General features: G+C 74.0%; 18 protein-coding genes and 2 tRNA genes. 13 read left to right on the forward strand and 7 right to left on the reverse strand.

Annotation, left to right across the window (positions count from 1 at the left end; translation table 11 throughout):
- Positions 1–88: 88 nt before the first annotated feature.
- A complete protein-coding gene (locus V1258_RS09035) occupies positions 89–931 on the reverse strand; it encodes an alpha/beta fold hydrolase (protein ID WP_329749331.1) in 843 nt (280 codons plus the stop codon).
- A 348-nt stretch (positions 932–1,279) separates the two neighbouring features.
- Positions 1,280–1,759 (reverse strand): aminoacyl-tRNA deacylase, encoded by a 480-nt coding sequence (locus V1258_RS09040; protein ID WP_329749332.1) that lies wholly within the window; start codon positions 1,757–1,759, stop codon positions 1,280–1,282.
- A 141-nt stretch (positions 1,760–1,900) separates the two neighbouring features.
- On the opposite strand from V1258_RS09040, the gene V1258_RS09045 reads away from it, so the two are divergent.
- Positions 1,901–2,650, forward strand: a complete 750-nt coding sequence (locus tag V1258_RS09045) for a hypothetical protein (RefSeq protein WP_329749333.1) — start codon at positions 1,901–1,903, stop codon at positions 2,648–2,650.
- A 27-nt stretch (positions 2,651–2,677) separates the two neighbouring features.
- Here V1258_RS09045 and V1258_RS09050 read toward each other — a convergent pair whose 3' ends face one another.
- Genes V1258_RS09050 through V1258_RS09065 form a run of 4 tightly spaced genes read right to left on the reverse strand, consistent with a single transcriptional unit; the run spans position 2,678 to position 6,435 of the window.
- Complete coding sequence (locus tag V1258_RS09050) at positions 2,678–4,291, reverse strand: molybdopterin-dependent oxidoreductase (RefSeq protein ID WP_329749334.1); 1,614 nt, start codon at positions 4,289–4,291, stop codon at positions 2,678–2,680.
- Positions 4,288–5,115, reverse strand: coding sequence for an anti-sigma factor (locus tag V1258_RS09055; RefSeq protein WP_329749335.1), 828 nt, complete (start codon positions 5,113–5,115; stop codon positions 4,288–4,290). Before V1258_RS09055 ends, V1258_RS09050 begins: the two co-directional genes overlap by 4 nt.
- Positions 5,112–5,717 carry a sigma-70 family RNA polymerase sigma factor gene (locus tag V1258_RS09060; protein ID WP_329749336.1) on the reverse strand — a complete coding sequence of 202 codons (606 nt, stop codon included), beginning with the start codon at positions 5,715–5,717 and terminating at the stop codon, positions 5,112–5,114. The genes V1258_RS09055 and V1258_RS09060 overlap by 4 nt, the downstream gene beginning before the upstream one ends.
- 37 nt (positions 5,718–5,754) lie before the next feature.
- Complete coding sequence (locus V1258_RS09065) at positions 5,755–6,435, reverse strand: fasciclin domain-containing protein (protein WP_329749337.1); 681 nt, start codon at positions 6,433–6,435, stop codon at positions 5,755–5,757.
- A 327-nt stretch (positions 6,436–6,762) separates the two neighbouring features.
- On the opposite strand from V1258_RS09065, the gene V1258_RS09070 reads away from it, so the two are divergent.
- From V1258_RS09070 to V1258_RS09080, 3 genes are all read left to right on the forward strand, one after another.
- Positions 6,763–6,836: transfer RNA gene (locus V1258_RS09070), tRNA-Ile, on the forward strand.
- 20 nt (positions 6,837–6,856) lie between these two features.
- Positions 6,857–7,036 (forward strand): DLW-39 family protein, encoded by a 180-nt coding sequence (locus V1258_RS09075; protein WP_329749338.1) that lies wholly within the window; start codon positions 6,857–6,859, stop codon positions 7,034–7,036.
- 27 nt (positions 7,037–7,063) lie between these two features.
- Positions 7,064–7,136 (forward strand) — tRNA-Ala (locus V1258_RS09080).
- 385 nt (positions 7,137–7,521) lie between these two features.
- Here V1258_RS09080 and V1258_RS09085 read toward each other — a convergent pair.
- The gene (locus V1258_RS09085) at positions 7,522–8,028 is read right to left on the reverse strand and encodes a MarR family winged helix-turn-helix transcriptional regulator (protein ID WP_329749339.1); all 507 of its coding nucleotides are present in this window, start codon (positions 8,026–8,028) and stop codon (positions 7,522–7,524) included.
- Positions 8,029–8,154: 126 nt separating this feature from the next.
- Here V1258_RS09085 and idi point away from each other — a divergent pair, with 126 nt between their 5' ends.
- Genes idi through V1258_RS09130 form a run of 9 tightly spaced genes read left to right on the forward strand, consistent with a single transcriptional unit; the run spans position 8,155 to position 16,309 of the window.
- Positions 8,155–8,727, forward strand: a complete 573-nt coding sequence (gene idi, locus V1258_RS09090; protein ID WP_329749340.1) for an isopentenyl-diphosphate Delta-isomerase — start codon at positions 8,155–8,157, stop codon at positions 8,725–8,727.
- Positions 8,728–8,732: 5 nt separating this feature from the next.
- On the forward strand, positions 8,733–9,830 hold the full coding sequence (locus V1258_RS09095; RefSeq protein WP_329749341.1) for a polyprenyl synthetase family protein: 1,098 nt from the start codon (positions 8,733–8,735) through the stop codon (positions 9,828–9,830).
- A complete protein-coding gene (locus V1258_RS09100) occupies positions 9,827–11,365 on the forward strand; it encodes an SDR family oxidoreductase (RefSeq protein WP_329749342.1) in 1,539 nt (512 codons plus the stop codon). The genes V1258_RS09095 and V1258_RS09100 overlap by 4 nt, the downstream gene beginning before the upstream one ends.
- On the forward strand, positions 11,362–12,192 hold the full coding sequence (locus V1258_RS09105; RefSeq protein WP_329749343.1) for a tryptophan-rich sensory protein: 831 nt from the start codon (positions 11,362–11,364) through the stop codon (positions 12,190–12,192). Before V1258_RS09100 ends, V1258_RS09105 begins: the two co-directional genes overlap by 4 nt.
- Positions 12,189–13,100 carry a phytoene/squalene synthase family protein gene (locus tag V1258_RS09110; RefSeq protein WP_329749344.1) on the forward strand — a complete coding sequence of 304 codons (912 nt, stop codon included), beginning with the start codon at positions 12,189–12,191 and terminating at the stop codon, positions 13,098–13,100. Before V1258_RS09105 ends, V1258_RS09110 begins: the two co-directional genes overlap by 4 nt.
- Positions 13,097–14,725, forward strand: coding sequence for a phytoene desaturase family protein (gene crtI / locus V1258_RS09115; protein ID WP_329749345.1), 1,629 nt, complete (start codon positions 13,097–13,099; stop codon positions 14,723–14,725). The genes V1258_RS09110 and crtI overlap by 4 nt, the downstream gene beginning before the upstream one ends.
- The gene (locus V1258_RS09120; RefSeq protein WP_329749346.1) at positions 14,722–15,117 is read left to right on the forward strand and encodes a lycopene cyclase domain-containing protein; all 396 of its coding nucleotides are present in this window, start codon (positions 14,722–14,724) and stop codon (positions 15,115–15,117) included. The genes crtI and V1258_RS09120 overlap by 4 nt, the downstream gene beginning before the upstream one ends.
- Entirely contained in the window at positions 15,114–15,422 is a 309-nt protein-coding gene (locus V1258_RS09125) for a lycopene cyclase domain-containing protein (RefSeq protein ID WP_329749347.1), read from the forward strand. The genes V1258_RS09120 and V1258_RS09125 overlap by 4 nt, the downstream gene beginning before the upstream one ends.
- Positions 15,419–16,309, forward strand: a complete 891-nt coding sequence (locus V1258_RS09130) for a prenyltransferase (protein ID WP_329749348.1) — start codon at positions 15,419–15,421, stop codon at positions 16,307–16,309. Before V1258_RS09125 ends, V1258_RS09130 begins: the two co-directional genes overlap by 4 nt.
- Positions 16,310–16,336 lie beyond the last annotated feature (27 nt).

Below are 16,336 nucleotides of genomic sequence, written 5' to 3' on the forward strand. Positions count from 1 at the left end.
CCCGCACCCCTCCCCCGGAACCGACAGGCCCTCTGTCCGCAACCCCCCCCCCCCCCCCCCGCCGCTGTGTGTCGGCGGGGGGCGATGCTCAGGCGCCGGCGAAGGGCAGCAGCGCGGCGTTGACCTCGTCGGCGTGGGTGCTGAGCAGGCCGTGCGGAGCACCTTCGATCTCGACGTACTGCGCCTGCGGGACGAGGTCGCGGAAGCGTCGGCCGGTCGCGTCGACGGGGAGGATGCGGTCCCCGGTGCCGTGCAGGATCAGTGTGGGCAGGCCGCTCTCGCGCACCGCCTCGACATCGCCGCGGAAGTCCTCGAGCCAGGTGGGCACGACCGCGTAGGCGGCGGTGGGCGCGCTCGAGACGGCGACGTTCCAGCTGCCGTCGACCGCCTCCTGGCTGATGCGGGAGCCGAGCGTCTCGTCGAGGTTGTAGAAATTCGCGAAGAAGTCCCGGAACCAGGCGTAGCGGTCCTCGCGGGCGGAGGCGCTGATCCCGTCGAAGACCTCCTGCTCGACGCCCTCGGGGTTGTCCTCGCCGCGCAGCAGGAACGGCTCGAGGGAGGCGAGGAAGGCGAGGCGCGAGATCCGCTCGTGGCCGTGGCGGGAGACGTAGCGGGCGAGCTCGCCGGTGCCCATCGAGAAGCCGACCAGGGTGACGTCCCACAGGTCGAGGGTCTCGAGGACGGTGTGGAGGTCGTCGGCGAAGGTGTCGTAGTCGTACCCGGTGGTGACCTTCGAGGACTTCCCGAAGCCGCGCCGGTCGTAGGTGATGACGCGGTGGCCCGCCTCGAGCAGGGCGCGGGTCTGCAGCTCCCAGCTGTGCCCGTCGAGCGGGTATCCGTGGAGGAGCAGGACGGGGCGGCCGGAGCCGTGGTCCTCGTAGTACAGCTCGACGGGGGTGGAGTTCTCGGTGCCGACGGTGATGGTGCCCATGGGCCTTCCTTCCGGACGAGGCGAGGACGGTCGTCCCCGCCGAGGACTCCACCGTAGAGAACCCGCGCCCTCGCGTCGCCCCCCCGGGCCGGGACCTGACTCGCCCCGGGGTCGCCAGCTCGGGGGACCCCAACCCCGGGACGCCGATTCCCCGGGATCGCCGCCCCCAGACCCCGACCCGCCCCGAAACCCCCGCACTCTGGGGGAATGGAGCGTCTATTCCCCCAAGTTCGTGGGGGTTATGGACGCGGGCTGGGTGTGGGGCCCGACGTCGGAGTTCTTGGCGAAGGCGGGGGCGGCGGGGGTTTGGGGCAGGGGTTCGGGGCGCGGTGGCGAGGGCTGCGGACCTCAGGGCGCCTGGAGCCCGGTGACCTCGGCGACCTGGGCGTCGAGGTGGGCGAGCGCCGCGGCGGCGTCGAGCGTGACGGCGCTGCCGTGGGCGCCTGCCCCGAGGGAGATGCGTCGGCCGGGCTCGTCCACGAGGGAGGCGTCGGCGATGACCGGCCAGGCGGTGGTGGAGCCGAAGGGCGTGATGGTGCCGCGCTCGTAGCCGGTGACCTCCTTCGCCACCTCCTTGTCCGGCATCGACAGCCGGTTCACGCCGAGCAGCGCGCGCAGCAGCGGCCAGGAGATCTCCCTATCGCCCGGGACCAGCACGAACAGGAAGTCGCCCTCGCCGCGGCGCACCACCAGGGTCTTGACGATGTCGCGCGGCTCGACGCCGCGGGCGGCCGCCGCCTCGGCGAGGGAGCCGACGCGTCCGTGACGGGTGATCTCGTACTCCAGCCCGGAGGATTCGAGGGCCGCGATCGCACGCTGTTCGCTCATGGTCCCCAGCGTAGGCCCGCCACGCTCCGCCCGTCCGTCCGTGCGCCGCCGGCCGCCGCGCTCCGCCGCCGATCCGGGCTCAGCCACCACCCGCCCCCGCGCTCCGCCGACCCTCGCGCCGCCCGGCGCTACCCTCGGAGCATGCCCGTCGACGCCTCCGACCTCACCCCTCAGGCCTACCCGTGGCCGGTCGAGCTGCCTCCCCTCGCCCTCCTGCAGGGTGACGGCACGGTGCGTCCGCTCGCTCCAGCCGCTGGACCCGCCGACGGACCCGCCGCCCTGGACGAGGCCCTCGCCTCCGCCGGGGCCGTTCCGCGCTCCGAGCGCTGCCTGCTGCTGACCGTCGGCTCGCTCGCCGCCCCGCAGGTCCTCGCCGAGCGATACGAGCGGGCGGGTCTGCACGGGGACGCCGCCGTCGCGACCGGCCTGGTCGCAGCGAGCGTCACCGGTCTCGCCGTCGGCCACAGCGCCCACGCTTCCCGCCGCGGCTATGTGCCCGCCGCCCCGTACGCCGCCCCCGGTGTGCGCACCGAGCTGCGGGCGATCTGGGTGAGCGAGGAGCAGCTGGCCGCGCTCGACGCGACCGAGCCGAACTACGAGCGCCTCACCCTGCCCGCCGCCCCGCTCGAGCTCACCCTCGCGGCCGGCGAGGCCCCGGCGGAGGTCGAGGTGTATGCGAGCCGGCACGGGGTGATCGGCCGGCTCCGCCCGCTCCCGTTGCACATCAGCCAGCAGCAGCTGTTCGAGCGGCTCGCGGTGCTCGTGGATCCCGATCCGTTCGAGGGCCCGGCCGACGAGGTCTGTGCACGCCTCGCCGCCGACCCCGGCGACGTCCGCGCGCTGCTCGCCTCCCACGGCCTCGACATCCCCGACGGCCTGCCCCGCAGCTGAACCCGCGCGGAGCGCCCCCGTCGGCCGCTAGGCGACCGTGAAGCGGATCGTGTGCCAGCCGCTCGCCCCGTCGGGAGCGGGCGCCGCGCGCTCGTCGGTCTGCAGCTCGCCTTCGCCGTCGGTGGCGCGGACCGAGATGGAATGATCGCCCGGGCTCGCGTCCTCCCAGCGCAGGGACCACTGCACCCAGGTGTCCTCCGAGATCGCCGCGCCGAGCTCCGCCTCGCGCCACTCTCCGTCGTCCAGCTGGACCTCCACGCGCGAGATCCCGCGCTGCTGCGCCCAGGCGGTGCCGCCCAGCATGACGGCGCCGTCGGCCTCCGCGGTGAGGTCCCCGAAGGAGCGGGGCACGTCGACGCGGGAGGCGATCTTGATGGGCCCCCGCTCCGACCAGCCGCGGGTGGACCAGTAGGCGACGTCGTCCGCGAAGCGGGTCACTTTCAGCTCGGTGAGCCACTTGGTCGCCGAGACGTAGCCGTACAGACCGGGCACCACCATGCGCACCGGGTAGCCGTGCTCCTCGGGCAGCGGCTCGCCGTTCATCCCCACGGCGATCAGCGCATCGCGGCCGTCGGTGAGAGCCTCCAGCGGGGTCGAGGCGGTGAATCCATCGACCGAGCGGGAGAGGACCATGTCCGCGCCGTCCTGCACCCCGGCGCGCTCCAGCAGGGTCCCGACGGGGACACCGAGCCAGGTGGCGTTGCCGGCGAGGTCGCCGCCGACGGGGTTGGACACGCACGCCAGCGTCACGTGCGCCTCGACCATCGGCTCGGCGAGCAGCTCCTCGAAGGTCAGCGTGACCTCGCGGTCCACGAGTCCGTGGATCCTCAGCTCCCAGGTGGTGGGGTCCACGCGGGGCACCGACAGTGCGGTGTCGATCCGGTAGAAGTCGGCGGCGGGGGTGAGGATCGGAGGCATGCCCTCGAGCTGCACCTGGGCGGCCTCGGGGATCGGATCGGCCGCGGTCTCCGGCCTCGGGAGCACGAACTGCGCGATGGTGCGGGCCCGCTCCCGGGCCGCGCCCACACCCCGTGCCACCCCGCCGCCGATCAGCGCGACGACGCCCACGCCGCCGGTGACCACGAGGGCGCGTCGGCGGGACCAGGCCGCCTGGTCCGGCTCCTCCTGGTCGGCGCCGGACCCGCTCAGCGCCCGCAGCAGGAGCCGCAGGACGGGCACCGCGACGAGGGTGCCGACGAGGGTGGGGACCAGGTCCAGCACGCTGTTCTGCGCGCGGGTGAGGACCAGGACGGCGGCGAGCACGCCGAGTCCGGTGAGCAGGATGCCCGCGAGGGCCGGCCGACGCGCTCCGATCCATCCGATCAGCCCTGTCAGCACCCCGTACACCACCGCCATCGAGGCGAACAGCACGGGCTTGTCCCACGTGCCCACCAGGGAGATGACCAGGTCCTTCACCCAGGGCGGGACGATGTCGACGAACGCCGAGCCGACGGCCACGAAGGGCGCGGACGAGGAGCTGAAGCCGAGAGCGACCAGCTCCGCCACCGCCACCAGCAGCAGCCCGGAGACGAGACCGGCGAGCACGGGCGCGAGCCGGCCGGCTGGGGCGGAGCGGTCGTTCGGGGCGGAGCGGCCGCCCGGTGCGACCGTGCCGCCGGGATCGCTCTGCCCGGTGTTCACAGCTCTCCCACGGCGACCACGTCGGTGGGCTCCGGGGAGCCGCCGGCCGGCTCGACGCTCAGTCCGATCTGCACCGAGGCGGGCATCGGGCCCGAGAGCAGCGTCGTCCCGTCGGCGTCCGTCAGCACTCCCATGTCATGGGCTCCGTCCTCATCGATCATCCAGAGCTGGTAGGTGCGGTCTTCCGGGAGGTCCGGCAGACCGCCCGCCTGGATGACCATGGCCTCCCGGTCCCGCGAATACAGCACCTGCAGCGCCCCGCCGGAGGAGGACTCGACGGTGACGTGGGCGGCGTCGGCGGAGGCCATGATGGTGCGCACCATCTGCTGCTCCTGCGCGGCGTCGGCCGATGTGGCCTCCAGGGCCTCGATCCTCGACTCCGCCTGCCGGAGCTCGGCGCGTTCGGAGGCCCAGAGCCCCAGCCCGGCCACGCTCGTGAGCAGCAGGGCCGCCGCGGCGACCCCCGCCCAGAGGGCACGCCGACGCGCGGCGCGGAAACGCTCCAGGGAGACGACCTCGCCCGCCGGGCGCCGGTCCTCGGGAGGCTCGGCGGCCGACGACGTCGGCCCAGGGGCCTCCGCGGGAGTGGTCGGCGGCAGCTGGCGGGTCCGGGACACCTGCGCCATGACGGAGGCCTTGAGGTCGGCCGAGGGTGCGACCCGGGGGAGCCCCTGGGCGAGCTCGGCGGCGGTCTCCCGGAACGAGGCGGCCTCGGCCGCCGCCTCGGCGTCCTCCGCCAGGTAGGCCTCGACCTCCGCCCGCTCGGCGTCGTCGAGGGCATCCAGGGCCCAGACGCCGCTCATGTCGTGCTGTCGCTCGGTCACGTGGTCACCCCCAGCCTGTCCCGCAGGACGATCATCCCGTCACGGATCCGAGTCTTCGCCGTCCCGACCGGGATGTCGAGGAGGGCGGCCACCTCCCGATGGGTGTAGCCGCCCATGTAGGCCAGGCGGATCGCATCGGCCTGCACGGCGGTCAGCGATCGCAGGGCGGACTCCACCCGCTGCGCCTCCACCCTCAAGATCCCCTCCTCCTGCACGTCCACGACCTGCTCCTCGATGATCCGCATCCCCTCGGCCGAGTCCCGACGCCGCGAGGCCTCGGTGGCGCGGACGGTGTCGACGGCCCGGCGGTGCGCGATCATGCACAGCCAGCTCCGCGCCGAGCCGCGTCGCGCATCGAAGCGCGTGGCCTGCCGCCAGATCTCCACGAGCACCTCCTGCAGCACCTCCTCGCTGAGCGCGGGATCGCGCACCACGTGCCGGATCAGACCCAGCAGCAGCGGCGCGACCTCGTCGTACAGCCGCGAGAAGGCGTCCTCGTCGCCCAGAGCGACGCGGTGCAGGAGCTCCGGCCAGGGCGGATCGGCGCGATCAGCGCCGCCGATCACGCTCCAGCCGGGCTCCTCCTGGGGATCAGGGGGCATCGCCGCTCCTCCGTGGACTGTGAGCAGTGTGCCCTGATCAGCCCTGCTCCGTCATCGAAGGCGGCATCAGGACGGTGTCGATGAGGTAGACGGTGGCGTTCTGCGTCTGCACGCCGCCGCAGATCACGGCGGAGTCCCCGACCATCAGGGCGTCACCCTCGCCGGTGACCTCGATCTCCTCGCCCTGGACCGTCATGTGGGTCCCGGCGATCTCGTCGGGGCTCATCTGCCCGGGCACCACGTGGTACGTGAGGACCGTGGTCAGCGCATCGGAATCCGCGGCCAGAGCCTCGAGGTCCGCCGCGGGCACCGCCGCGAACGCCTCGTCGACCGGGGCGAACACCGTGAACTCGTCCCCGTCGAGGGTGTCGGCGAGGTTCACGTCGGGGTTCAGCTCGCCGGAGACCGCGGAGGTCAGCGTGGTGAGCATCGGGTTGTTGGAGGCGGCGACGGAGACCGGGTCCTGGGCCATGCCCTCCACGGAGCCGGCGCCGTCGGGCACCAGCTCCGCGTAGTTCGCGCAGCCCGGTCCGACCAGGTTCGCCGCCGGATCCATCGCCTCGCCGCCGCCGTCGGAGGCCTCGCTCTGCTCAGCAGCCGGGGGGTTCTGGCTCTCCTCGACGGCGGGGTCCTCGCCCATGCCGCCCGAGCAGGCGCTCATCAGCGCGACCGTGGCCGCCAGGGCTCCCAGCCGGGGGAGCATCGTGCGTGTCGTCATGACCGTCTCCTTCGTTCTCCGTGGGCGACACCGGGGCGGCGTCACGGGAGTGGTTCGGAGCGGTCGGCCGATCGGATGGGAAGGATCGGGAGCGGATCCGACGCGGACCCGATGGGGAGCAGAGGAGAGGGGCCCGACGGCGACCGGCGTCACCGGCGGCACCCGACGGCGACCGCCCCCGCTCATCCGCGCTCGTCCCCGCTCGACGCTGTGACCTCCCGTACACCGGTCCGCATCGGTTGGACGTGCTCGGCGGGCTCGCTGTAGAGTTGCACGTCGGTGGCCGTCGGCACTCACCCCCGCAAGGGACTGTGCAGATCCGCCCACGGGCCTATAGCTCAGTCGGTTAGAGCGCTGTCCTGATAAGACAGAGGTCACTGGTTCAAGTCCAGTTAGGCCCACTTCGAGGTACGGAGGACTCATGAAGAGGTTCGTCACCACCGTCGCCGTCCTGATCGGGACCACCGCGGCCGGGCTGCTCGCCTGGCGCAAGATCGAGTCCGATCGGATTCGCAATGATCTGTGGTCCGAGGCCGAGCGGATCTCCGCCGAGCAGGACGCTCACGAGGCCGTTCCGGCGCCCGTCGCCTCCCAGAACTGATCCCCCTGCGGGATCACAACTGAATACGGGGACTTAGCTCAGTTGGTAGAGCGGTAGCTTTGCAAGCTTCAGGTCAGGGGTTCGACCCCCCTAGTCTCCACTCGAGAAACCGTGAGACAGTGACTCGTCACGAGGGCCCCACCGTGAGGTGGGGCCCTCGTGCTGTCCGGAGGCGGGCGGTGGCGGCGATCCTCGGTCGACCTCTCACGCCGACGCGGTGATACGTGTCGGTCACAGCGGTGTTACCGACACGTATGACAGCGTGGCCGCGCCGGCCGGAGGATGCCGGGTGCCCCGCCACGCCGCGGGGCACTGCGGAATGCCCCCCGGGGGGAGTGGTTCTGGCGCTCCTGGTGGCCAGGGTGATCGGGGCGGCGCTGCCCGTCCTGGGCGCGAGTCTGGTGCTGTTCGTCGTCGTGGACACCGCCGGGGGACTCCTGCGCGGGCGCGGGGACGGGTCCGGTCCGACGCGATCGCCGCGGTGATCAGTCCGGCGGCTCGGTCTCCAGGTGCTCCGCCATGGCCAGGAGGAAGTCGGCGGCGGCGCGCCGGGCGGGCTCGGGGACGTCCTGCGCGATCTCGAGCATCCGCCGGTGCATCCGGCTGAGCCGCTCGCGCACCTCGGCGTGCCCGGCGTCGGTGGCCACCACGATGCGGGAGCGGCGGTCGCGGGGGTGCGGAGCGCGCGCGAGGTGACCGGAGGCGGTGAGCCGGTCCAGCAGCTTCGAGGTGGAGGCGCCGGAGATGCCCAGCAGCTGCCCGAGGCGGAGCGGCGTGATCGGGTCCTCTCGCAGCTCATGGGCGATCACATGGCGGAGCGCGGCGAGATCCGTGGTGTTCATGTCCATGTCGGAGCTCATCCGTCGCCGCATGTCGTGGTCGGCTGCACGGAACCGGCGCAGGGCGGAGAGGAGTGCGGTGGCGGAGTCCGCCTCCGGGTACCAGTACCCGGCCCCGAGGGCGTCGTCCGCCTCATCAGGGGCATCGCGCATGACTGGATGCTACAGTCAATTTCGATAGATAGGCTAAGCAAAGCGCTGGGCGTGCCGCTCGGCCATTCGCGTGGCGTGTCGCTGGCATGTCCCTCGTACGTCCCTCAGCGCATCTCAGGAGGCCGCATGTCCCCCACGGCTCCACCGATCTCCGACCCGGAGGACGTGGTGGTGCTCGTCGACCCCGACGGCACCCCGCGCGGCGTCGCCCCCCGTGCGAGCGTCCACACGGAGAGCACTCCCCTGCACCGGGCGTTCTCCTGCCATGTGGTGCGGGAGGACGGCCGCGTGCTGCTCACCCGGCGCGCCCTGACCAAGCGCACCTGGCCCGGGGTGTGGACCAACTCGGTCTGCGGGCACCCTCGCCCCGGGGAGGACGATCTCGCGGCGATCTCCCGCAGGGCGCAGGACGAGCTGGGCCTCGCCGTGCACGACGTGCAGTGCGTGCTGCCGGGCTACCGGTACCGCGCGCAGGACGCCTCCGGGGTGGTCGAGAACGAGATCTGCCCCGTGTACCTCGCACGCGCGACCGCGGAACCGATGCCCCATCCCGACGAGGTGATGGACCTGCGCTGGGTCGATCCCGCCGAGCTCACGGCCCTCGTCGGCGCCGCTCCGTGGATCATCAGCCCGTGGGCGGCCGAGCAGCTGGCGCGACTCGGACCCCTCCTCGCGGCGGACCCGGCGGTGCGAGAATGACCGTCATGGCCCAAGGAGCCGTCGACGCGGAGATCGATCGTCTGCTCGCGGAGGGCGCCGGCCGGGCCGGGACCCTCCAGCTCGCGGACCACGACGCGCTGTGGCAGGCGCTGTGCCGTGCCGTCCGCGGCGGCAAGCGGGCGAGGCCGGCGCTGCTGCTCGACGCCCACGCCGCCCTCGCCGGCACCCGCACCACAGCGGCCGTGCAGGTGGGGGCCGCGCTGGAGATCCTCCACACCGCCTTCGTGGTGCAGGACGACGTGATCGACGGCGATCTGCTGCGCCGCGGTGCGCCGAGCGTGCCCGGGAGCATCGCCGAGGCGGCCCGCCGCGCCGGTGCCGACGCCCTCGGCGCCCGACGCCTGGGCGAGGCCGGCGGCATCCTGACCGGCGACCTGGGCCTGATGACCGCCTTGCGCGCCATCCGCCGCTGCGACGCCCCGCCGCAGGTGGTCGACGCCCTCCTGGATCGCGTCGAGCGCTGCGTGCACGTCACCGTCGCCGGCGAGTTCGCCGATGTGCGCCTGCCGTTGCAGGCGCCGGGCGAGATGCGGGGACCCGACGAGGAACTGGCCGTCGCGGAGCTCAAGACCGCCGACTACTCGTTCCGCCTCCCGCTCCACGCAGCCGCCCTGCTGGCCGACGCCCCGACGGCGACGATCGACGCGCTCGAGGAGATCGGCGGACTGCTCGGCATCGGGTTCCAGCTGCACGACGACCTGCTGGGCATGTTCGGCGACGAGCGGCGCACCGGCAAGAGCGCCCTCGGAGATCTCCGCGAGGGGAAGCGCACCGCCCTCATCGCCCACGCCGCCACCACCCCCGCCTGGTCGGAGCTGCGCCCCATGCTGGGCCGGACCGACCTCGGACCTGCCCAGGCCCGCCGGGCACGCGACCTCCTCGTCGAGACCGGATCGCGGGCCTGGGTCGAGGACCTCGCCCACTGGCACCTCGACCGGGGCCTCGAGCGCGCCGCCGAGCACGGCCTCCCCGCCCCGCTCCTGGAGGTCCTGAGAGCGGCGACGGACCGGATCCTCCGCACCACCGACCTGCTCCTGCCCGGCGAGCCCTCGCTGCACGCCGTGGACGGACTCCCCGCATGAGCGCCGACCAGCCGACGGAAGCCCCGCTCGTCCTCGTCACCGGAGCCAGCGGGTACATCGGCGGCCGGCTCGTCCCCGCCCTGCTGCAGGCCGGGCTGCGGGTACGCGCCATGGCGCGCAGCGCCGAACGGCTCGAGGGCCGCCCGTGGCGCGGCGAGGTCGAGGTGGTCGAGGCCGACGTCGAGGACCCGGACTCGCTGCGGACCGCGCTCGACGGCGTCGACGTCGCGTACTACCTCATCCACACCATGGGCGGAGGACGCAGCTTCGCCGCGCGGGACCGCGCCGGGGCGCGCGCCTTCGCCCGCGCCGCCGCCCACGCCGGCACGCGGCGCATCGTCTACCTCGGCGGGATCCACCCCGATCAGGAGCACCTCTCGCCCCACATGGCCTCGCGGCGGGAGGTCGCGGAGATCCTCCTGGCGGGTCCGGTGCCGACCGTGGTGCTCCGCGCCGCCGTGATCCTCGGGTCCGGGAGCGCCTCGTTCGAGATCATGCGGCACCTCTCGGAGCGGCTGCCCGTCATGATCACCCCCCGCTGGGTGAGCAATCGGATCCAGCCGATCGCGGTGCGCGACGTGCTCCACTACCTGGTCGCGGCCGCCCGGCTCGACGGCGCCCCCAACCGCAGCTTCGACGTCGCGGGGCCGGACGTCCTCACCTTCGCCGAACTGCTGCAGGCCTACGCCCGCGCCGCAGACCTGCCCCCGCGGCGCATCCGGGTGGTGCCGGTGCTGACCCCGCGCCTGGCCAGTCACTGGATCGGGCTGGTCACCCCCGTCCCCACGTCCATCGCCCGACCCCTGGTCGAGTCCCTCGTGCACGAGTCGGTCGCCGCCGAGCAGGACATCCGCGCCCTCGTGCCCGACCCCGAGGGCGGACTGACCGGCGTCGACCGGGCCATCGGCCTGGCGCTGATCCGCATCCGCGAGCTCGACATCGCGACCGCCTGGCACGACGCGACCCCCGCGGGCGCCCCGTCCGCGCCGCTGCCGGAGGATCCGGACTGGTCCGGCGGGATCGTGCGCGGGGACGAGCGCCGACGCCGGGTCGACGCCCCGGCCGCCACGGTGTGGTCGGTGATCGAGAGCATCGGCGGTGCGCACGGCTGGTACTCGTGGCGACTGGGGTGGGTGACCCGCGGACTGATCGACCGGGTCGTCGGCGGGCCCGGGCTGCGCCGCGGTCGTCGGCACCCGCACCGGCTCGCCGTGGGGGAGGCGCTGGACTGGTGGCGGGTGGAGCGGCTCGAGCCGGGCCGCCTGCTGCGGCTGCGCGCCGAGATGCGGGTGCCCGGGGAGGCCTGGCTCGAGCTCGGGGTGGAGGAGGACGGCGACGGCGGTTCGATCCTGCACCAGCGTGCCGTGTACCACCCCCGCGGGCTGCTCGGCGATGCGTACTGGTGGGCCGTCTGGCCCTTCCACGGCGTCGTCTTCGGCGGCATGCAGCGCAACATCGCCCGCGCCGCCGAGGCCTCCGCCGCTGACGACGACTCCGACCCCGCCCCGCCCCACGACCGGAAGGACCTCCCATGACCCCCGTCGTCCGCCACCTCGCCGTGACCCTCGCCTTCGCGGCGGCGATGCTCGGCACCGCCGTCGGCGTCGGAGTCCTCGGCGGCGACCCGATCGACGAAGCTGCCGGCGGCCTGCTCTCCGCCGACGCCACGCACCTCGCCCCCGCCGCGCCCGCCTTCAGGATCTGGAGCGTGATCTACGCGGGGCTGGCCGCGTACACCCTGTGGCAGTGGCGGGATGCGCGCGATCCCCGCCGGATCGCGGCCCTGGCGATCGCGTCGCTGCTGCTCAACGCCGCCTGGATCCTCGTGGTGCAGGCGGGGTGGGTATGGGTCAGCGTGCTGGTGATCCTCGCGCTGCTGGCGGTCCTGGCCGTGCTGTTCCGCCGCCTCGTGCTCCGGCCGGCGCAGGGCGTTCTCGAGCGCGTCGTCGTGGACGGCACCTTCGGGCTCTACCTCGGCTGGGTCAGCGTCGCGACCTGCGCGAACATCGCCGCGGCGCTCGCCGGGGCCGGGGTCGACGGATTCGGGGTCCCGGGGGTCCTCGCGATCGCGGTGATCCTCGTGGTGGGCGTGATCGCGCTGGCCCTGATCGGGGTCGGGCGCTCCCGGACCGGGCGGGCGCCTCTCGCCGCGCCGGCGGCGATGGTGTGGGGGCTCGCCTGGATCGCCGTGGGCCGGGCGACCGACGCGCCGCACGCCCCCGCCGTCGCCGCGGTGGCCGCCGTGGTGGCCGCGCTGATCGCGGCCGCGGCCGTGGTGCAGGCCGTGCGTCGCCCGGACCCGTCCCGCGTCGCCCGCGCCGCCGTGGGAACCCGCTCCACGGCCGACGGGGCGACCCGATGACCCCCGACCGGCTCCTCGCGCCTCCCGAGCGCCCCGAGCGTCCCCGCCGCACTGCTTTCCAACCGACGGCGTCGGCCCGCTACGACCGCGTCGCCCAGCGCAGCGCCGCGCGCGTGATCCAGGGCTACTCCACCTCCTTCGGCTGGGCCACACGACTGCTGGACGAGCCCGCCCGCACCCATGTGCGCAGCATCTACGCGCTCGTGCGGGTCGCCGACGAGACGGTGGACGATCCCGATCCCGGCCTCACCAGCGCGGAACGGTCCCGGATGCTCGAGGACCTCGCGGAGGAGACGGCCCGTGCCGTGGCCGAGGGCCGGTCGACGAACCTCGTCGTGCACGCCTTCGCGCTGACGGCGCGGCAGTACGGGATCGGCCCGGCGCTGATCGACCCGTTCTTCGCCTCCATGCGCGCCGATCTCGCCGTCGCCTCCCACGACGAGGACAGCTTCGAGGAGTACGTGCACGGCTCCGCCGAGGTGGTGGGACTGATGTGCCTGCGCGTGTTCCTCGCGGGGGACGAGGCGGCCTGCACCCGCCTGGACGCCCCTGCCCGCGCGCTCGGCTCCGCCTTCCAGACGGTGAACTTCCTGCGGGATCTCGCCGAGGACCACGACCAGCTCGGCCGTGCCTATCTGCCGGGGGTGGATCCCGAGGCATTCGACGAGGCGGACAAGCATCGCCTGCTCGACACGGTCGACGCCGACCTCGATCTCGCCGCGTCGGCCCTTCCCGAGCTCCCCGGCTCCTCCCGTCGGGCGGTCGCGGCGGCCCTGGGGCTGTTCCGCGCCCTCTCCCGCCGCCTGCGGCGCACCCCCGCCGAGGACATCCTGCGCGCCCGGGTCCGCGTGCCCGATCCCGAGAAGGCGATCGTCCTCGCCCGGGCCGTGCTGCGGGGGCGAGGATGAACGCGCCCGGCTCCGTGGTCGTGATCGGCGGCGGGATCTCCGGACTCGCCACCGCCGCGCTGCTCGCCCGGGACGGCTGGGACGTGGACCTGGTGGAGGCGCGCGATGCGGTGGGCGGTCGGGCAGGCACCTGGGAGCGCGACGGGTTCCGCTTCGACACCGGGCCGTCGTGGTACCTGATGCCCGAGGTGTTCGACCACTTCTTCCGCCTGCTCGGCAGCTCGGCCGCGGAGCAGCTGGACCTGCGTCCGCTCGACCCCGGGTACCGGGTCCTGTTCGACGGCCACGAGGAGCCGCTGGACGTCACCGCCTCCGCCGCCCGCAACGCCGACCTGTTCGAGCAGATCGAACCGGGGGCGGGCCGCCGGCTCTCCACCTATCTCGACGAGGCCGCCCGCACCTACGACCTCGCCCTGGAGCACTTCCTCTACACGTCCTTCGACTCCCCCCGCTCTTTGCTCGCCCCGGCCGTGCTGCTGCGGGCGCCGCGGCTGCTGGGCCTGCTGCTGCGGAGCCTCGAGAGCCACATCGCCCGACGCATCGACGACCCGCGGCTGCGACAGGTGCTGGGCTATCCGGCGGTCTTCCTCGGCTCGTCGCCCGACCGCACGCCCAGCATGTACCACCTGATGAGCGCGCTCGACCTGACCGGCGGCGTCCGGTACCCGATGGGCGGCTTCGGCCAGGTGATCGAGCGGATCGCCGCCCTCGCCGTCCGCGAGGGCGTGCGCGTGCACACCTCGACGCGGGCGGAGCGAATCCTCACCGAGCCGGCCCGCCCCGGGGCCGGGCGCCGTCGCGCCCGGGCGCGCGGGGTCGAGGTCGTCGGGGCCGACGGCGGCCGGCGCACGATCCGCGCCGACCGCGTGGTGGCCACCGCCGACCTCCACCACGTGGAGACCACGATGCTCCCGCCCTCGCTGCGCACCTACCCCGAGCGGTGGTGGGAGCGCCGCACCAGCGGCCCAGGCGCGGTGCTGGCGATGCTCGGCGTGCGCGGCGAGCTGCCCCAGCTGGAGCACCACACCCTCCTGTTCACCGCCGACTGGCGGGAGAACTTCGGCGCCCTGCGCGAGGGCCGCGTCCCCAGGCCGGCCTCGAGCTACGTCTGTCGGCCCTCGGCCACGGACCCCTCCGTCGCCCCGTCCGGCCACGAGAACCTGTTCGTGCTGGTCCCCGTCCCCTCCGATCCCGCCCTCGGCAGGGGAGGGATCGACGGCAGCGGCGACGCGGCGGTCGAGCGGATCGCCGACGACGCGATCGCCCGCCTGGCTGCGAACGCCGGCATCCCCGACCTCGCGGACCGCATCGTGGTGCGGCGCACCGTGGGTCCCGGCGACTTCGCGGCGGATCTCGGGGCGTGGCGGGGGAGCATGCTGGGCCCCGCCCACACGTTGCGGCAGAGCGCCTTCCTGCGGGCGGGGAACGTCTCCCGCCACGTGGACGGACTGCTCTACGCCGGCTCCGGCACGATCCCCGGGATCGGCCTGCCGATGTGCCTGATCAGCGCGGAGTTGGTGGTCAAGCGCCTGCGCGCGGACCGCTCCTCCGGGCCGTTGCCGGAGCCGAAGCCGTCGTCGGAGTCAGAGTCACCGTCGGCGTCGGGAACCGGGGGACGCCGATGAGCCTGCTGTACCTCACCGCCCTGCTGGGCTCCGCCGCCGGGATGGCCGCTCTCGACCTGCGGTTCCGCCTCGTGCTGGCGGCGGGCGGCCGACGGGCGCGGTCCGCGCTGATCGCGCTGGGCCTCGGCGTGGCCTTCTTCCTCCTGTGGGACCTGGCGGCGATCGCCTCGGGCCACTACCGCACCGGCGGGAGCGCGGCGATGACCGGCATCCACCTCGCCCCCGAGCTGCCGCTCGAGGAGCTGGTGTTCGTGAGCTTCCTCGCCTACCTCACCCTGGTGCTGCGGGCGCTGATCGCTCGGGGCCTCGCCGCGGCGGCGGGACGGCGCGGGGCCGCGGTCCCCGCCGAGCGGGACCAGGCTCCCGGCGACCGGGACGGGGCGGAGGCATGACCTACGCCGCCCTCGCCGGGCTCTTCCTCCTCCCACCGCTGGTGGTGACCGCCGTGGCCGTCGTGCGACGTCGGCCGGATGCGCGCTGGTGGGCGGCGACCGCGCTCACCGTCGTCGGGCTCATGGTCCTCACGGTCGTCTTCGACAGCCTCATGGTGGCCGCGGACCTGTTCCGGTACGACGAGTCGCAGCTCAGCGGGCTGCGCCTGGGCCTCGCACCCGTCGAGGACCTGGCCTGGCCCCTCGCCGCCGGGCTGCTGCTGCCCTCGCTCCACCTGCTGCTCACCCCCCAGGAGCGCCCATGACCACCGCCCTCGCCTCCGGCCCGCTCACCGCCCTCCGGCAGCTCGTGGGGTCCTCCCGACCCCTCAGCTGGATCAACACCGCCTACCCCTTCGCGGCCGCGTACCTCCTGGGCGGCGGGGGAGCGGGCCCCGTGCTCGTCGTCGGGACGATCTTCTTCCTGATCCCCTACAACCTCCTCATGTACGGCGTGAACGACGTCTTCGACCACGAGTCGGACCTGCGCAACCCGCGCAAGGGCGGGGTCGAGGGGGTCGTGCTGGACACCCGCTGGCACGCCCTCACCCTCTGGGCCGCGGGACTGCTCTGCCTGCCGTTCGTCATCGCCCTGGCCCTGTGGGGGACGACGGCCTCGACGGCGCTGCTCGTGGGGGTGCTAGCCGCCGTCGTCGGCTACTCCGCCCCGCGGATCCGCCTGAAGGAGCGGGCTGTGCTGGACTCGGCGACCTCGTCGGCCCATTTCGTGGGCCCTGCGGCCGTGGGGCTCGCCCTGGCCGGCGCGGAGCCCTCGGGACCGGCCGTGCTCGCCCTGATCGCCTTCTTCCTCTGGGGGATGGCCTCGCACGCGGTCGGGGCGGTCCAGGACATCGTGCCGGACCGGGCGGCGGGCATCGGGTCCGTCGCGACCGCGCTCGGCGCCCGGACCACGATCCGCACCGCCGCGGGCCTCTACGCCGCCTCCGGACTGCTGCTGCTCGGCCTCCCCTGGCCGGGGACCCTCGCCGCGCTCCTGGTCATCCCCTATCTCGCGAACATCGCGCCGCACCTCGCGCTGACCGACGCGAGCAGCGGCCGCGCCCACGCCGCCTGGCGACGGTTCCTGGTGCTGAACCTGGTGGCCGGAGCGCTGCTCACGCAGCTCGTGATCGTGGAGCTCCTGGGGCGGTGATGCCGACGGGTCCGCGGACTCCGTCCG

The sequence above is a fragment of the Brachybacterium sp. J153 genome (genome assembly GCF_036311905.1).
Classification (GTDB): Bacteria; Actinomycetota; Actinomycetes; order Actinomycetales; family Dermabacteraceae; genus Brachybacterium.